This window comes from Rickettsiales bacterium, from assembly GCA_029252805.1.
In the GTDB taxonomy this organism is placed as follows: Bacteria; Pseudomonadota; Alphaproteobacteria; order Rickettsiales; family JALZUV01; genus JALZUV01.
Genome location: JAQXAR010000033.1, coordinates 23,776 through 40,070, shown reverse-complemented (window position 1 = coordinate 40,070; position 16,295 = coordinate 23,776). Strand labels below are relative to the sequence as shown.

14 protein-coding genes are annotated in these 16,295 nt (G+C 48.8%); 8 read left to right on the top strand and 6 right to left on the bottom strand.

Annotation, left to right across the window (positions count from 1 at the left end; all coding sequences use genetic code 11):
- The first annotated feature begins 3 nt into the window (after positions 1-3).
- Positions 4-693, top strand: coding sequence for a SprT family zinc-dependent metalloprotease (locus tag P8P30_07230; GenBank protein ID MDG1287345.1), 690 nt, complete (start codon positions 4-6; stop codon positions 691-693).
- Here the strand turns inward: P8P30_07230 and P8P30_07225 are convergent.
- The 3 genes from P8P30_07225 to P8P30_07215 are packed head-to-tail and all read right to left on the bottom strand — an operon-like array spanning position 673 to position 3,798.
- On the bottom strand, positions 673-1,557 hold the full coding sequence (locus tag P8P30_07225) for a hypothetical protein (protein ID MDG1287344.1): 885 nt from the start codon (positions 1,555-1,557) through the stop codon (positions 673-675). The two genes, P8P30_07230 and P8P30_07225, sit on opposite strands and share 21 nt — an antisense overlap.
- Complete coding sequence (lpxK, locus tag P8P30_07220; GenBank protein ID MDG1287343.1) at positions 1,550-2,527, bottom strand: tetraacyldisaccharide 4'-kinase; 978 nt, start codon at positions 2,525-2,527, stop codon at positions 1,550-1,552. The genes P8P30_07225 and lpxK overlap by 8 nt, the downstream gene beginning before the upstream one ends.
- Entirely contained in the window at positions 2,524-3,798 is a 1,275-nt protein-coding gene (locus P8P30_07215; protein MDG1287342.1) for a 3-deoxy-D-manno-octulosonic acid transferase, read from the bottom strand. Before P8P30_07215 ends, lpxK begins: the two co-directional genes overlap by 4 nt.
- 95 nt (positions 3,799-3,893) lie before the next feature.
- Here P8P30_07215 and P8P30_07210 point away from each other — a divergent pair, with 95 nt between their 5' ends.
- The 3 genes from P8P30_07210 to trxB all read left to right on the top strand — a co-directional run bounded on the left by P8P30_07210 (position 3,894) and on the right by trxB (position 6,599).
- Positions 3,894-4,892, top strand: a complete 999-nt coding sequence (locus P8P30_07210) for a mitochondrial fission ELM1 family protein (protein MDG1287341.1) — start codon at positions 3,894-3,896, stop codon at positions 4,890-4,892.
- A gap of 80 nt (positions 4,893-4,972) precedes the next feature.
- Positions 4,973-5,575, top strand: a complete 603-nt coding sequence (locus P8P30_07205) for a peroxiredoxin (GenBank protein ID MDG1287340.1) — start codon at positions 4,973-4,975, stop codon at positions 5,573-5,575.
- A gap of 64 nt (positions 5,576-5,639) precedes the next feature.
- A complete protein-coding gene (trxB, locus tag P8P30_07200; protein ID MDG1287339.1) occupies positions 5,640-6,599 on the top strand; it encodes a thioredoxin-disulfide reductase in 960 nt (319 codons plus the stop codon).
- 6 nt (positions 6,600-6,605) lie between these two features.
- Here the strand turns inward: trxB and P8P30_07195 are convergent, their stop codons facing one another.
- Complete coding sequence (locus P8P30_07195; GenBank protein ID MDG1287338.1) at positions 6,606-7,469, bottom strand: hypothetical protein; 864 nt, start codon at positions 7,467-7,469, stop codon at positions 6,606-6,608.
- 41 nt (positions 7,470-7,510) lie between these two features.
- Between P8P30_07195 and P8P30_07190 the strand changes: the two genes are divergently transcribed.
- From P8P30_07190 to P8P30_07175, 4 genes are all read left to right on the top strand, one after another.
- Positions 7,511-8,404 carry a LysR family transcriptional regulator gene (locus P8P30_07190; GenBank protein ID MDG1287337.1) on the top strand — a complete coding sequence of 298 codons (894 nt, stop codon included), beginning with the start codon at positions 7,511-7,513 and terminating at the stop codon, positions 8,402-8,404.
- A gap of 535 nt (positions 8,405-8,939) precedes the next feature.
- Entirely contained in the window at positions 8,940-9,815 is an 876-nt protein-coding gene (gene sucD / locus P8P30_07185; protein ID MDG1287336.1) for a succinate--CoA ligase subunit alpha, read from the top strand.
- 55 nt (positions 9,816-9,870) lie between these two features.
- The gene (locus P8P30_07180) at positions 9,871-10,830 is read left to right on the top strand and encodes a hypothetical protein (GenBank protein ID MDG1287335.1); all 960 of its coding nucleotides are present in this window, start codon (positions 9,871-9,873) and stop codon (positions 10,828-10,830) included.
- Between the two features lie 193 nt (positions 10,831-11,023).
- The gene (locus tag P8P30_07175; GenBank protein ID MDG1287334.1) at positions 11,024-13,948 is read left to right on the top strand and encodes a 2-oxoglutarate dehydrogenase E1 component; all 2,925 of its coding nucleotides are present in this window, start codon (positions 11,024-11,026) and stop codon (positions 13,946-13,948) included.
- A 43-nt stretch (positions 13,949-13,991) separates the two neighbouring features.
- Here P8P30_07175 and P8P30_07170 read toward each other — a convergent pair whose 3' ends face one another.
- A complete protein-coding gene (locus P8P30_07170) occupies positions 13,992-14,435 on the bottom strand; it encodes a GNAT family N-acetyltransferase (protein ID MDG1287333.1) in 444 nt (147 codons plus the stop codon).
- Between the two features lie 2 nt (positions 14,436-14,437).
- Positions 14,438-16,273 (bottom strand): PhoX family phosphatase, encoded by a 1,836-nt coding sequence (locus tag P8P30_07165; protein MDG1287332.1) that lies wholly within the window; start codon positions 16,271-16,273, stop codon positions 14,438-14,440.
- Positions 16,274-16,295 lie beyond the last annotated feature (22 nt).

Here is a 16,295-nt window from a genome sequence, read left to right as displayed (position 1 = left end):
ACGATGAGTAATGAATTTCTGAATATCAAGGGCCAGCAAGTGCCGCTTAAGCTGAAGCGTAATGCGCGGGCGAAGCGGATTGTGCTGCGTTTGAGTCGAGATGGTTCGGCGGTTCAGTTGACTTTGCCGCGTCGGGTGAGTGAGAAAAAGGCAATTGCTTTTGCGCAGACTCAGACCGAATGGATTGCGAAACAGCTCGCTAAAAAACCAACGCCGATTGCGTTTGAGCCGGGGATGGAATTATCCGTATTGGGGGAAGATTTAATCTTCGAACACCACGATAGCCGTCTGACCAAACGGGAGGGTGATACGATTTATATTGGCGGCGATGTGGAATTTTTCAGCCGTCGTGTGAAGGATTATATTAAGAAACAGACGCGTGACGAATTTAGCGAAATGGCGCTCGATTTAGCCGATGATTTAGGGATGCATTTAGCGGCGGTACGTTTGCGCGATACGACCTCGCGTTGGGGAAGTTGCAGTCAAGATGGAACGATCAATTTGAGCTGGAGATTGGCTTTGGCACCTAGCAGAGTAGCGCGTTACGTGATCGCGCATGAGGTGGCGCATTTGGAGCATTTCGATCATTCGCCGGCCTTTTGGGCAGCGGTGGAAAAACTACATCCCAACTGGGAAAATGAACGTGATTGGTTGCGGAAAAACGGTGCGACGTTACACGCTTATGGTGGGTAATTGGCTGAGTTTCCCCCAGCGTTGATGCACCCATAACCACTGCTCCGGATGCTCGATGACCCATTGTTCAATTTGTTGATTGATGAGGCGCATGGCTTCTAGCGTTTCGGTGTTCTCGGGCAGAGTTAATTCCTGCACTTCGACGGTAAAGTGACATTCTTTTTGGCGGATGCAGCGAATGGCGGCGAGGCTCGAATTAAACCGTAAGGCCATCTCTGCCGCCGCGGTCGAGGTTGGTGCTGGATTGCCGAAAAACTCGATCTCCTCGCCATCATTTTGTTTTTGATCGACCAATAAACCTGCCTGACCATTCTTGCTCATCGCTTTTAGTAAAGCCCGTGCGCCGCGTTTTCCTTTCGGGTGGAGCTCATTGCAATAACGGTTGCGAATTTTGTAATAAATTTTTTCAACATAAGGATTATTGAGGTGGCGATAGATTGAGGTGATTTCAATATTTTCTAATGCGCCGACCCAAGGAATAATTTCCCAATTGGCTAAATGCGCCCCGAAAAAGACGCAAGGTCTGTCGGCTTGTTTGAAATGGGTGATCGCATCGCTATCTTTTTGCGTGATGGTCACGCGGTTTGCGAATTTTTGATGACCAAGCCATGGCGTTTCAGCAAAAGTGCGGCCAAGGTTATCCCACATTTTATGTAGCGTATCGGCGCGTTTTGCTTCGTTCCAATCGGGAAAGGCGCGGATTAAATTATACGTCGCAATTTTATGCCATTTGAGGCGTGGGCCGATAAATTGACCGAGTTTCCCGCCGAAGCTGGAAGCCATATCTAGCGGCAATAAACGGAAAATTCCAAACAGAAAGAGCATCAATCCGGCTTCTATCAGATGGCTAATTTTCTTAACCATGAGCGATCCGTGTTTGCAGCCAATCCAAAAATTCTTTTGGCTGGTCTAGGGTAAGTTTGACATCGACGACCACGACCCTCTCGCGGAACGTTTCGGGCAGTTTAACGTAATCTTTTGCGGTGGTAAGCAGAGTGGCTTGTTCCTCCTCAGATTTTTCTAACAGCAGGGCAATATCGCTCGGGCTATAGGTGTGATGGTCGCTATAGGCAATCTCGCCGAGCAGGTTGATACCTTGTTTGCGCAATCCATCGAAAAATTTATTCGGTGTGGCAAGGCCGGTAAAAGCGAAGGCAGGTTTGTTTTTATAGTCGCTTAAGTCCGTGACCGTATTGAGGGTGGCCGGCCAAATGCGTAATTCAGTAGGCGGACGATACGTGCCATCGCCGATTAAGATCACGCCAGCGCAGCGTTTTAGTGCTTTGCGTAAAGGCTCGCGCAAGGGACCGGAGGGAAGAAGTTGGCCATTGCCGATCCCATAATGGCTATCCATCACCAGCAGTGAGATATCCTTATGGAAGGTTGGGTTTTGTAGGCCATCATCGCTTAGAACGATGCTTGCGCCCTCTTTGATAGCCGCTTTTGCTGCGGCTTGGCGATCAGCGGAAACCCAAGTTGGGCAGGTCTGAGCGAGCAGTAAGGGCTCGTCGCCGACTTGAGCCGCTTGGTGTGTATTGCCATCGATGCGTAGCGGGCTGGTTTGAGGTTCTCCGCCATAGCCGCGGCTGACGCAATGCGGCTCTTGTCCGGCGATTTTAAGCATCGCGCTGAGCATACGGGTTGTGGGTGTTTTACCAGCGCCACCGGCGGTTACATTGCCAATGCAGATAATAGGTGCGGAAAGTGGTTCCAATTTTGTGCGCTGCGCTTGCCATTTACGGTGCAGGGTGCTGAAGCCATAATAGATCCAGCCTAGTGGCGCGAGCAACCGGCCATGCATGGTTTCCTGTCGCCAGAATGCGGGAGTTTTCACAGTGCTTCCAGTGCCGGCGAGAGTTCGGTGATAATTTTTTCGACCGCGCCGCCTTCGCGTTTAACCGTCTCATTCGCCGCTTCGGCGAGGGTTTCTTGTGTATCGTGATTATGCAGGAGCTCTTCGACCGCCTCGCACAATTCGGCTTCATTACGCGCTCGCATGCATGCATCATTACGGATGAAATCGGCTGTAATTGCCGGAAAATTATCCATATGAGGGCCTAAGATGATCGCGCAATCAAGGCGCGCGGCCTCAAGCGGATTTTGCCCGCCATGCGGTATGAGTGAGCCGCCTATAAAGACGATACCGGCGATACGGTAAAAGATACCCAGTTCGCCCATACTATCGGCGAGGTAAATATCGGTTTCCGAGGTGATGGGGTCTTTCTTGGAACGGCACGCCACTTTCAAGCCCATCGCACGGAGTTCCGTCGCAATGTTTTCGCCGCGTGTATTATGGCGTGGTACGATGATAGTTAGCAAGTCCTCGTGAATTTCGCGCAAGATGCGGTGCACATTACCTGCCATGGTTTCTTCGCCCGCATGAGTGCTGGCTGCTAGCCATAAGGGGCGACCCCTGACGGCGCTAATGACTTCGCCTGCGGCCTTCGAATCAGCCGGTAGCGGGGGTGCGTCATATTTTAAATTGCCTAGGTGTTTGATGCCCTGTGCGCCCAATTCACGAAAATGATCTGCGGATTTCGTGTTTTGCGGATAGATCGCCTCAAAGCAATCGAGTAGCGGAATAATCCCTGCGGGAAACTTCTTCCAGCGTTCAAAAGAGCGGCGCGACATACGGGCATTTATCAAGCGCATATCACAGCCGGTTTTATGGGTGAGGGTAATGAGGTTCGGCCAAATCTCGGACTCGATAAAGAGCGCGAGTGCGGGCTGCCAATGTTTCAAGAATTTACCAATCGCACGCGGGCTATCGATCGGCGCATATTGATGAATCGCATTATCGGGTAGTTTGTTTTCGAGTAAATGCGCGGAGGTTTTGGTGCCAGTCGTCACCAGGAGTTTGACACCAGGTTTGCGTTTGGAGATTTCCTCAATGAGTGGCAAAACCGAAAGAGACTCGCCAACGCTGGAAGCGTGAATCCAAATTAACTTCCCTTCCGGGCGGCTCATGGCGATACGTCCTAGCTTCTCCTGATAGCGTAAGGGATCTTCCTTGCCTTTATGCACGCGAAAGCGCAGCCAAAGCGGCAGTAGCGGTGTCGCAGCCCAAGAGGCAAGTCGGTAAAGCGTCAAATAAGGCAATCGCATGATTATGCGTGTTTAACCCAAAGCAATGATTTTGTCCAATTGCTGAGCGCTCAATTTGTTTTACTTCTTTTAACTTCTCGCTTAACGTCCGGCTTATGACAGGTGGTGCACAAAGACGCGTTTGGGTTTTGACGGATGAACGACCGGGAAATCGTACGCAAAGTATGGGGGTGGCGCAGAAGCTTCCTTATGAATTTGAAGAGAAGCATTTAGAATTCTCGCTGCTGGGTGGTTTGCCAAATCGGTTGATGGGGGGGAGTCATTTCCGCCTACGTCGTCGTTCGCGGGCGATTTTAAATGCGCCTTGGCCTGATATTGCAATTGCTGCGGGGCGTAAGTTAGCACCCGCGCTGCGCTATATTAAGCAAAAGAATCCAAATTGTTTTACGGTTTATTTGATGAACCCGCAAACCAGTTTGCGCCATTTTGATATGGTGGCGATGCCTGAACATGATAGGCCGCCAACGCGCCCCAATGTATTGCCAACCGTCGGCCCTGTTCATTCTTTAACGACCAAGAAATTGACGGCAGAAGCCGATAAATGGCGCAGCCAGCTTGCGCATTTGCCTGAGCCGCGTATTGCGTTGCTTGTGGGCGGAGATTCCAAATCGGCGCAATTTTCGAGTCATGATTTTCACGATATGGGCGAGATGGCCAGTAACATGGCGCGCGATATTGGCGAAAAAGATAAACCTGGATCGCTCATGGTTACGACCAGCCCGCGCACCAATGCACGTGCGATGGATTATTTGCGCCTCTCGCTTTCAGTGGAGCATGAATTATTCGTGTGGCAATCACGGGTAGATAATCCGTATCACGCCTATTTAGCGCTTGCGAATGTGATTATCGTGAGTGGAGATTCCATGAGCATGTGCGCCGAAGCCTGCGCGCTAGGCAAGCCCGTCTTTATTTATGTGCCGCGTGGCGGGAAATTGTCGCCAAAACTCATGCGCTTCCATCAATCTCTTTTTGACCGCAACCTCGCCCAACCCTTAACCGCAGGCGCCATGCCACAATGGAATACCGGCGCTGCACTAGACGAAGCCGGCCGAGTAGCAAGCGAGATCGTTCGCCGTAATGGCACATTAATTTAAGTTCATAATACCCGCTTTCCATTGACTTATGTGGCCTGCGCCCTACATCTATCTCCACATAACAATAATGGAGAGTTCTCATGAGCGTACTAGTAGGTAAAGAAGCCCCCAATTTCACCGCAGCAACGGTAATGGGTGATAATGAAATTAACGAGAAATTTGACCTGAAAGAATACCTTGATGGCAAAATGGGTATCTTGTTTTTCTACCCGTTAGATTTCACGTTTGTTTGTCCTTCTGAAATCATCGCCTTTAATAATCGTCTTGAAGAGTTCACAAGTCGTGGCTGTAAAGTCGTTGGCGTATCGGTTGATTCACATTTCAGCCACCTTGCGTGGAAAAACACAGCAGTAAATGATGGTGGTATTGGCCAAGTTCAGTACCCACTCGTAGCGGATCTAACCAAGCAAATCGCACGTGACTATGATGTTCTCGTCAATGATGCCGTGGCGTTCCGTGGCACCTTCCTTATCGATGAAAATTTTGTGGTTCGTCACCAAGTGGTGAATGATCTTCCACTTGGCCGTAACATCGACGAAGCGATTCGTATGGTCGATGCGTTGCAGTTCCATAACGAGCATGGCGAAGTATGCCCTGCTGGTTGGAATAAAGGTTCCGAAGGTATGAAAGCAAGCTCTGATGGCGTTGCTGATTACCTCGAAAAGAATGCAAAAAGCCTGTAAATAACATGCGTACCCCTTGTTGGCTTTCATGTCGGCAAGGGGCGCTTTTAATAAAGAAAATATTATGACATTACATCACACATCCGTTCTTATCATTGGTTCAGGCGCTGCAGGTTGTACTGCGGCTATTTACGCAGCACGTGCAGGACATACGCCAATTATGGTGCATGGTATGCAGCCGGGCGGGCAATTGACGATCACGACTGAGGTCGAGAATTACCCCGGTTTTGCGGATCCCATTGAAGGGCCGTGGTTGATGCAACAAATGGAAAAGCAGGCTGAGAATGTCGGCACGAAGATTTTCCATGATACGATTATCGAATGTGATTTATCAAAGCGTCCTTTCACAGCCAAAGGTGATTCGGGTGATGAATATACCGGCGATTCTCTTGTGATTGCGACCGGCGCTTCAGCGCGCTGGTTGGGTACAACAGGCGAAGAGAAATTCCAAAACTTTGGCGTTTCGGCGTGTGCGACTTGCGATGGTTTTTTCTTTAAAAATCAAGAAGTAACCGTCATTGGTGGCGGTAACTCAGCGGTCGAAGAAGCATTGTTTCTCGCGAATATCTGTAAGAAAGTCACCGTTATTCACCGCCGCGATGAGTTGCGTGCGGAAAAGATTATGCAAAAGCGCCTCTTCGCCAAAGAGAATGTCGAAATGCTATGGGATCACACGGTGGAAGAATTTGTCGGAACCGATGGCCCGCCCTCACTGACCGGCGTTCGTGTGAAAAGCACAAAAACCGGTGAAGAATCCGTAGTGGAATGCACTGGCTCTTTCGTGGCGATTGGCCATGTGCCTAATACGGGCTTATTTAAAGGCCAGCTAGAGATGCACGATAACGGCTATCTCAAAACCGCCAATGACAGCACCGCAACCAACATTCCCGGCGTTTACGCCTGTGGCGATGTGCAAGATTTCACCTACCGTCAAGCGGTAACAGCAGCGGGTACAGGCTGCATGTCAGCCCTCGAAGCAGAGAAGTTTTTGGCGGAGAATGAAGACGAAGCGGCGGCGGCTTAAGTTAGGCTAGCGTGTTTTAGCAGATGATGAACCCGTCGATTTATTCGCGCTGGCGTGTAAATCGTAAAATAGGTTGGTCTCGTGCAAGATGTGTTTAATTTCCTTCATACGCTCAGGGTAATTCGTTCTTTGTGGATCGGATAACCCTGTTGCAACGGCTGTTATGGCTTGCCATTCGGTTCGGGAAAGCTGGATGAGTTGCCAGGGAGCTTCGGCGATAATATTTTGGTCCATGTCAAATATCTTACCTCGTGTAGGAGCCTCTTTGGTGGGTTTAGAGTAGGCAGTGACAAACTCTTCTCGCTGTTCGTAATGATTGAGGGCAGAGTATTTCTCGTTATAAGCGGCGATTTTTTGTTTTAAATAGAGGCCAGCAGCGAAATAGATGGATTTATCTCGCTTGGAGACGTTGCCCCATTTTTCTTCCGTTCCAGGGTTAGCATATTGTGCGACCTGGTTTTTATAAGCATGAAATTGTCGAGAATAGAGTTTGTCAAAATCCTCCATCCTCCCATCGTGATGTGTTAGTCCTAGCATAAAGTGCATCATTATGACTTCTTGCAGTGGAGTATGTCCGAGTTTGGGGCATAAATGGCAAATTTCGTGTATTAATGCTCCCTGCTTCAAGGGGGTTTCTATGGCGTTAACACTCATGATTTCGGGGTTGTTTAGATAGTATTCGCGATTCCCTTTTTTGCGCATCGTTTCTACCATATCCAATACGGTAGGCTGCCTTCCTGCCTTCTGACCATCATGCATTTCTGTAATGATCTCGCCATAATAATTTTGATTAGTGAGAGGGATAACCATACTAAGAGTATAAGGCAAAAAAGTTAAAACTTCTTTACCGACGATTTGCGTAAAACGCATATAACTGCTAGTAGTTATGCGAAACATGCAAGAGGGTGGCGATGTTAGATTGGGATAAATTGCGGGTATTTCATTCGGTAGCGCAGGCGGAGAGCCTGACACGTGCGGGTGAGTTATTGAATCTGAGCCAATCGGCGGTGAGCCGTCAAATTTCTGGGTTGGAAGAGCAGTTGGGGATGACGTTATTCCACCGTCATGCGCGCGGGCTGATTCTGACAGAGCAGGGCGAAATCCTCTTCCAAACCGCAGCGGAAATGGCGCAAAGTTTACGCGCGACCGAGAATGCGCTAACGGATAGTCGTGAGCGCCCCAAGGGTCCGTTGATTGTATCAACGCCGGTGGCAATTGGTACCATGTGGTTGATTCCGCAGCTGGCTGAGTTCCAGCAGCTCTATCCTGATATTACGGTCACGCTCAATGTGCAGGATGCCGAGGTGAATGTGGCGATGCGTGAGGCTGATTGTGCCTTACGAGTTAATGAGAGTAATGCACCGGACGTGGTGCAGCGTAAAATCACGACGATTCATAATGATCTCTATGCCTCGAATGATTACCTTCGTAAGCACGGGGTGCCACGTAAGTTAGAAGAGTTGCATGAGCATCAATTGATTGCCTACGGCGCAGAGTTCCGGGCGCCTTTTTCCGAAGTGGATTGGTTATTGAGGTTGGGGAGTAAGAATAAGGCAGCGTTGCGTCCCGCGTTTAAGGTCAATAGCCTGTTTGGAATGCTGCGCGCGGTGGAGCAGGGAATGGGTATTGCCGGTTTACCGGATTACATGGTGCGGGGTGCGCGTAATATTAGCCCTGTGTTACCCAATACACGCGGGCCTGCTGTCGATGCCTATTTTGTGTATGGTACGGAGCTTCGTAATTCTAAGCGCATCACGGTTTTCCGCGACTTCTTGCTCCGTAAGTTTGCGTCGACAGAGTTTTAGGGGTTGTAGTTTTGCTCCTGCTCGTCTCTGGGCTCGACGATAAACTATTGGCTTCGCCAATACTCAAGGCTGGGTTGGCCTGCTGGCCTCCCTTTTTTTTGAATTTCTTCTGCTATTGTACTCGCCCACTGACTCGCTTCATCTGGATTTCTGTTGCTCGAATTTCTTAACTCTCTACAGCGTCATATGCATGTTAATTACCATAAAATGCTTGTGATATGCGTTTTATGCATATGAAAACTGCAAGAATGTTAATTTTCAGTTAGATTTTGATTGCCTATACAAGACTCACATCTGGCCGAGGTCAGATTCTTTCATTCGAGATTTCTCATATGAAAGCCTCCCTGTTAAAGCTTGGGCCGGCGCGGATTTATTCGCTCCGGCTCTTTTTTTGTACGGGTGCGGCGGATTAACGGCACCGCGTTATTTAAACGGTCTTTTTTATGTGTTAAACGCTCTCCTTGCAGTTGCGCGGGGCAAATCACTGCTCTATGCATGAGGTAACTTAAAATTTATGCATTTATAGGAGCATTTCATGGCTATTCTCGTTGATCAAAATACCAAAGTTATCTGTCAGGGTTTTACGGGTAAAGAGGGAACGTATCATTCAGAGCAAGCGATTGCTTATGGTACAAAAATGGTCGGCGGTGTGACGCCGGGTAAGGGCGGTACGGACCATCTTGGTTTGCCGGTTTACAATACGGTGTTGGAAGCGAAAGAAACGGCCAGTGCGAATGCCTCTGTCATCTACGTTCCGCCTAAATTTGCAGCGGATGCGATTTTGGAAGCGATTGACGCTGAGATCGAACTTATCATTTGTATCACTGAAGGTATTCCGGTGTTGGATATGGTGGAAGTAAAGCGTGCGCTTTCGGGCAGTACCTCTCGCCTAATCGGCCCTAACTGTCCGGGTGTGATTACGCCGGATGAATGTAAAATTGGTATTATGCCAGGTCACATCCATAAGCGCGGTAATGTCGGTATCGTGTCGCGTTCAGGTACGTTGACTTATGAAGCCGTAGCGCAGACTTCTGCCGCGGGTTTCGGTCAATCGACTTGTGTCGGTATTGGTGGTGATCCTGTGAAGGGCACCGAGTTTATCGATATGCTTGAGTTGTTCCTGCATGATGATGAAACGCAAGCAATCGTAATGATTGGCGAAATTGGTGGCGCGGCTGAAGAAGAAGCAGCTGAGTTCTTGAAGAACCATAAGATCAAGAAGCCAACCGTTGGTTTCGTTGCAGGCCGTACAGCCCCTCCGGGTCGTCGTATGGGGCATGCGGGTGCGATTGTTTCGGGTGGCCAAGGTGGTGCCGAAAGCAAGATCGAAGCGATGTTATCTGCGGATGTTAAAGTTGCAGAAAGCCCTGCGCATATTGGTATTGCGATGAAAGAACTGCTCGCTGCTTAGCTAAGTATTAGGTTTTCTTAATATTTTGGTAACATAAGGGTGGTATCCTGTATCTATGGTACAAGATATTAGACCGCTCAGTGCGATTGATTTGCATCCTTTAGAGGGTGTTTTAGGGATTTTTGATTCTAAGTTTTCGGCAGAGGAAGCTTCTATTGAGGTGATGGATTCGAGAATAACAGGTGTTTCCGGCTATAAATTAGTTCTTCCAGATATTGATAATAAGAGGGCCGGGCCAATCTCTGACCATTTCAAGAGAAAGGCTGACGGTGCAGGTAAGCCAATCTTCACTCAGGTTGATTCGGTGAGTAATGCTGGAGGAAAGACACAAGATGTTGTGGCGGTTATTAATCTAGAACTTCAGGAGGAGTTGATTGCCTATATGAAAGAGAGGGGCGCAAAAGTTTCCACCAATTTAATCAAACTGAAGTCAGAAAATAAAGAACAAGTGACTGCTTGGAGCAAAGGCTTGGCTGAAGAAATGCATAAGCATCTGGAAGGGGTCTATAATCTGTTCGATGGTAATAAGTCACTCAAGGGACAAATTAGAACAATGCAACGTGATCATCTTGATGTGCTCAGAGTAGATGGGCCGAATGAACCTGAGGTGAGTGTCGCTTATACGGCCTTAACGTCTAAGCTGAATGGATTTTTAAAAGAAGCAAAAATAGAAGCGACACGTCGAGAAAGTCAGCCTGCGCTCAATATATTGATAGGAATGACAGAGCGGCTTGAAAATTTTGCGCATGACGCGCCTGTTCAAGATGAGGCGGCTGTTCAGAATGAAAGCTTAGAGAAGTTAATTAATGGACTTCGTAAGGCGGGAGTTAAAGCTGGTAAAGAGCAGTTTGGAAAATTTGCAGATCAGTTGGCGGCGATTGACCTTGATCCAGCACAACTAGCAGCAAAGATTGATGAGATTGAAAGCTCTGGAGTGTTACCCTCTCACGTAAGGGTGCTTTTGAAGACTATTCAAGCGTCGCTCAGTCCGCAACTTTCCGGTATGGCGTATTAGTTTTATCTAGTATTTCTGCCTTCATTCTTTTCCTTATCTCCAAGAACTCCATGTCATGGATATCCTCATTTGTTTTTTTGCGCCGATTTTTTGATTTTCAGTGCGGCTTTTGCTTGCGATTAGCGCAAAAATGATACCTTTTGGTGTATAGAATATACTTGGCAATTTTCTGATTTTTGAAGAAAGAAAACTGATGACACACCAAAACGACCCTTTCCTTAGCGATGACACGCAATTAAGTGCGTTGAACGCGGTATTTGTTGAAGAAATGTACGAGCGTTGGGCTGAAAACCCGAGCGCGGTGGATGCGAGTTGGCAGAGCTTCTTTGCTGGCTTTGGCGATAATCCGCATGCGGTTCGTTCGGCGGTGGGGTCAGCCAGCTGGGCACATGATGAAACGCGCGTGATTGGCGAAGCGGATGAGACGGCACAAGCCAAAACCAATAAAGCGGTTAAAGGCGGCGGTACGGATATTGCCAGCACGCAGGAAAGCTTACGCGCGATTATGATGATTCGTGCTTATCGTGTGCGCGGCCATCTGATTGCAGATTTGGATCCGTTACAGCAAGAGCCGAATAAATATCATGCTGAGCTAGATCCAGCGACTTACGGCTTTGGCCCTGACAATATGGATAAGCCTATCTTTATCGATGGTGTATTGGGTATGGAAACTGCCACGATGCGTGAGATTTTGAATCTGCTGCGTAATACCTATTGCGGTAAAATGGGTGTGGAATTTATGCATATCCAGTATCCAGAGCAAAAAAGTTGGATTCAGCGTCGTATTGAATCGGCGCGTGGGCGTCCGAATATTCCGGCGGAAGAAAAGACAGAAATTCTGCGCAAATTGGTTGAAGTGGAAGCCTTTGAAGATTTCGTACATGTAAAATACACAGGCTCAAAACGTTTCTCCATCCAAGGGGGCGATACGGTGATTTCTGGCCTAGATCGTGCGATTGCGCAAGCGGCTGAGCTTGGCGTAAAGGATGTCGGTATTGGTATGCCGCATCGGGGCCGTTTGAATGTGGTCACGGCGGTGATGGGGCGTCCTTATGTGGAGCTTCTATCTATCTTTAACGGGAATCTCGATTTCCCTGAATGGGTCGAAAGTTCGGGTGATGTGAAATATCATTTAGGCCTGTCAACGGACCGTACTTATAATGGCAAAAATGTGCATTTATCGCTTTCTGCCAACCCTTCGCATTTGGAGGCGGTGAACCCTGTCGTTTGTGGTCGTACCCGTGCGAAGCTTCGTCAAATGGGCGATATTGAAGCCAAAAAACTGGCCATGCCGATTTTGATGCATGGGGATGCGGCCTTTGCTGGTCAGGGTGTGGTGCCTGAGTCTCTCTCTTTTGCAGAGCTTAAAGGGTATCGCTCGGGCGGAACGTTGCATATCATCGTGAATAACCAAATTGGCTTTACGACGAGTCCTAAAAATTCACGTTTCACGCCTTATCCATCGGATGTGGCGAAGACGGTGCAGGCGCCGATTTTCCATGTGAATGGTGATGATCCTGAAGCAGTGGCTTATGTGTGTAAACTCGCAGTAGATTTCCGTCAGGAATTTGGCCGCGATGTGGTGGTGGATGTGTTCTGTTACCGTCGTTACGGCCATAATGAAGGCGATGAGCCGATGTTCACGCAGCCTCTCATGTATAAAGCGATCAAGCTGAAGAAGTCTCCGGCGACGATCTACGCCGAGCAGTTAATTGCGGAAAGTTTTATCACGCAAGAGGGTGTCGACGGTATTTTCAAAGAGTTCAAGATACAGTTCGAAAAAGATCATGATACGGCCAAGAATTTCTCGCCAAACAAAGCGGGTTGGTTAGAGGGTGAATGGCAAGGTTTGAAAAAACCGGATCCGAATAAGTCGCACCCAGCCGGTAAAACGGGCATGAAAATCGCTGATTTGAAGAAAATCGGCATGAAGCTGACAGAAGTGCCAAGTGACTTTAATTTGAACAGTAAAATTAAGCGCCAAATGGGCACAAAAGTGCAAATGATGGAAACCGGCGAGAATATTGACTGGGCCATGGGCGAAGCGCTCGCGTTTGGTTCGCTTGTCACAGAAGGTACGCCTGTGCGTATTTCCGGTCAGGACTCTGAACGCGGAACTTTCTCGCATCGTCATTCGGTTTTGACCGATCAGGTGAATGAAGACCGTTATATGCCGCTTAATCATATTCAGAAAGAGCAGGCGCTTTTCGAGCCGATTAACTCTTCGCTCTCCGAATATGCGATTCTTGGTTTTGAATATGGTTATTCCCTCGCGGAGCCGAATGGCCTCACGATTTGGGAAGCGCAATTTGGTGATTTCGTTAACGGTGCGCAGATCATGATTGATCAGTTCATCTCCTCTGGCGAGATCAAATGGCTGCGTATGAGCGGCTTGGTGATGTTGCTGCCGCATGGCTATGAAGGTCAAGGGCCGGAGCATAGCTCGGCACGCTTAGAGCGATTCTTACAGCAATGTGGGGAAGATAACTGGCAGATTGTGAATATCACGACGCCGGCAAACTATTTTCATGCTTTGCGTCGTCAGATGCATCGTGATTTCCGTAAGCCATTGATCGTGATGGCGCCGAAATCGTTGTTACGTCATAAGCTTTGCCAATCAACCCTCGCTGATTTTGGCCCGAAAGAGACGTTCCAACGTGTGATTCCTGAAGTCGATAAGATGGATGATAAGAAGGTCAAACGTGTGATTTTCACCAGTGGTAAGGTCTATTACGATCTCTATCAGGCGCGCGAAGAGCGTAAGCAAAAAGATGTCGCGATTGTGCGTGTAGAGCAGTATTATCCTTTCCCACATGCTGAGATTCAGGATGTTATGCAAGGTTATCTCAAAGCGAACAAAGATGTCGAAGTCATGTGGGCACAAGAAGAGCCTGAAAATATGGGCGCTTGGCGTTTCATTGGTCCACGTATGGGTGATGTGCTTGATGAGTTGGATCAAGAATGCTGCAAGATCAAATATGCAGGCCGCCCAGAAGCGGCGTCTCCAGCAGCGGGTTATGTGAGTATTCACAACCGCCAGCAAGATCTGCTTATCAACGATGCATTGACGCTCGGTAAATCCTCAAGGCAACGCGGTAAGAAGGCAAAAGCGGCCTAAGGTTTTAAAGAGTTTTTGTCATTGCGGCGTTAGGCCGGCATGACTACAGGTTTTTGCGGAAATAAGTGGTTTGATCTTTCATATTGCGGTAGCGGTGTGCAAGGTAGAATTCATACGTTCCCTTTGTTTTTCGACGCAAGTTGCTACTTAGCTCCATGACCGTACAACCTGCCTGTAAAGCTTGTGTTTCTGCTAGCTGAATGAGGATGTTTCCTAGGCCTTTCCGTCGGTAGCTCTTATCAACCACCAAAGCGCTTAGCCGAGCCATACAATCGGTTTGGTGAAACCAGTCTATGATGTGAAAACTCATAAAGCCAATAACACGGCTATCCATTTCGGCGACAAATGCTTGATAGCTTTTTTGCTCATCAAGCTTCTGTATCTTATCCGTAATCTGTTCTTCTGTTATTTTATAACCCAACTCATCCAGTAAATTTTGGATGACAGGCGCATCGTTTACGACGGGGGCACGAATGTGAAAATCCACCGCTAACTCTTCGTTACCGCAATCACGCTTGGACGGGGCGGCAGGCTATCGTCGAAATCTGGCCATCGGGTGCTTGGTTCGTCGAAGGTCGAACCTTTATCTTCCCCCGGATGCTGGATGGAGAGGAACAGCGTTTCGCCATCAGGGGTAAAGCAGGGGCCGGTCACCTCGGCACCTTTAGGAGCGCGTAGGAAGCATTTGGGTGCGGTGTGATTATCGGTCGCATAGAGGCCATCGGCAATGCCGTAGCTTTTTGGCATGCCATCGGTCGCAATCCATAAGCTGCCAGATGGATGGAAGGCAAGATTGTCAGGGTTGCCAAACCAGCCAGATTGGCCTACGCGTTTTCCGTTATAATCCGGTGTGTCGCTATCAGGGTCGCCGGCGAGGATAGGTGTATCCCATAGGAATTTATCCGCCGCATGATCGCCTCCGGGAGGGAGGAGTTTGATGATATGCCCGCCTTTATTGGCGGCGCGGGTGTTGGCGCTATTGGCCACCTTGCGTTTTGGATTTCGGGTTAGCGAAACAAACACAGCATTGGTATAAGGCTGGATAGCGATGCCTTCGGGGCGGTCCATCTTAGTGGCGCCCAGTATGTCACCGGCACGGCGGGCCTCGATCAACAGATCGGCTTGGGAGGTAAACCTGTTCGATTTATCCAATCCGTTCTCACCGTAAATGAGGGGAAGCCATGTTAGCGATCCATCATCGAGGAACTTAGCGACAGAAAGCGTGCCTTTATCAAGCAGGTTGGCATTGGCCGCTTTGTGGGTGAGGTTGATTTTATCATCGGACACAAAACGGTAAATATATTCGAAATAATCATCATCACCGGAATAAATAACCAAGCGGCCATCAGGCGCAGTGGCGCAGGTGGCGCTTTCATGCTTGAAGCGGCCCAGTGCCGTGCGTTTTACCGGTTGCGAGAAAGGATCATAGGGATCGTATTCAACAACCCAGCCAAAGCGGTTAGGTTCATTAGGCGTTTGGGTAATATCGAAGCGTTCATGGATGCGGTGCCAGCCGTAATAGCCTCGTTTGGCGATCGTATAGCGTGCGTGATTTTCCGCCTCAGTGCCATCGGTTTTGCCATTAAAGTAGCCATCGATATTCTCTTCGGAGACGAGTACGGTGCCCCAAGGGGTGACTCCACCTGCGCAATTTCCAACCGTTCCGAGTACAGTTTTGCCTTGTGGGTCTGCCTTGGTGCTTAGGCGTGCGTTGCCTGCTGCTGGGCCGCTAATATGGATGGGCGTGGTGGCGGTGACGCGTCGTTGATAGCGGCTGTCTAGAATGGGTTCCCACAATCCGGTTTTATCACGTTTGACCTCAAGCATTGAGAAGCCGTGCGCGGCTTGTTCGATGCGTAATTCTTCTTCACTAATGGTTTCGCTGGAATCTTTTTTGCGCGTAGCGGAGAACATGAGGTGGGCGTTGGTATATTCATGATTCACGTGTAGGAGCCCGTGGCTGCTACTGCCATTGAGGGGCATGTAAGCGATAAAGTCGTTATTATAGCCAAAGCTCTTAGATTGGATATCAGCCGTTAGATTGAGTGGATCGAAGTCCGCTGCGTTAGCGAAAAGAGGATCGCCCCAGCGCATCAGGATTTGCGCTTGATAGCCCGCTGCCCCCAGTAAATTTTCGGTATAGCCTTTAGCGACAGAGGTGAAACTGAGGTCGAATGCATTGGAAGCACTGGTTGATGAACCTACGCCGCCCATCGCCTTAAGCGAAGCGGAGGGAAGTAGGCTCAATGCAGCCCCCGCTGTGCCTGCTTGCAGCAGGTTACGACGGCTTAAGCGCGTGGATAAAATATTTAAAAAATCACTCACCTTGAAACTATAAAGGTAGGTA

Bases quoted from the DNA above. Each gene is read 5' to 3' on its own strand.
- P8P30_07180 (MDG1287335.1), top strand. From the start codon at position 9,871: ATGGTACAAGATATTAGACCGCTCAGTGCGATTGATTTGCATCCTTTA.
- P8P30_07225 (MDG1287344.1), bottom strand. From the start codon at position 1,557: ATGGTTAAGAAAATTAGCCATCTGATAGAAGCCGGATTGATGCTCTTT.
- P8P30_07195 (MDG1287338.1), bottom strand. From the start codon at position 7,469: ATGCGTTTTACGCAAATCGTCGGTAAAGAAGTTTTAACTTTTTTGCCT.
- P8P30_07190 (MDG1287337.1), top strand. From the start codon at position 7,511: ATGTTAGATTGGGATAAATTGCGGGTATTTCATTCGGTAGCGCAGGCG.
- P8P30_07210 (MDG1287341.1), top strand. From the start codon at position 3,894: ATGACAGGTGGTGCACAAAGACGCGTTTGGGTTTTGACGGATGAACGA.
- P8P30_07205 (MDG1287340.1), top strand. From the start codon at position 4,973: ATGAGCGTACTAGTAGGTAAAGAAGCCCCCAATTTCACCGCAGCAACG.
- sucD (MDG1287336.1), top strand. From the start codon at position 8,940: ATGGCTATTCTCGTTGATCAAAATACCAAAGTTATCTGTCAGGGTTTT.
- P8P30_07175 (MDG1287334.1), top strand. From the start codon at position 11,024: ATGACACACCAAAACGACCCTTTCCTTAGCGATGACACGCAATTAAGT.
- trxB (MDG1287339.1), top strand. From the start codon at position 5,640: ATGACATTACATCACACATCCGTTCTTATCATTGGTTCAGGCGCTGCA.
- P8P30_07230 (MDG1287345.1), top strand. From the start codon at position 4: ATGAGTAATGAATTTCTGAATATCAAGGGCCAGCAAGTGCCGCTTAAG.
- P8P30_07215 (MDG1287342.1), bottom strand. From the start codon at position 3,798: ATGCGATTGCCTTATTTGACGCTTTACCGACTTGCCTCTTGGGCTGCG.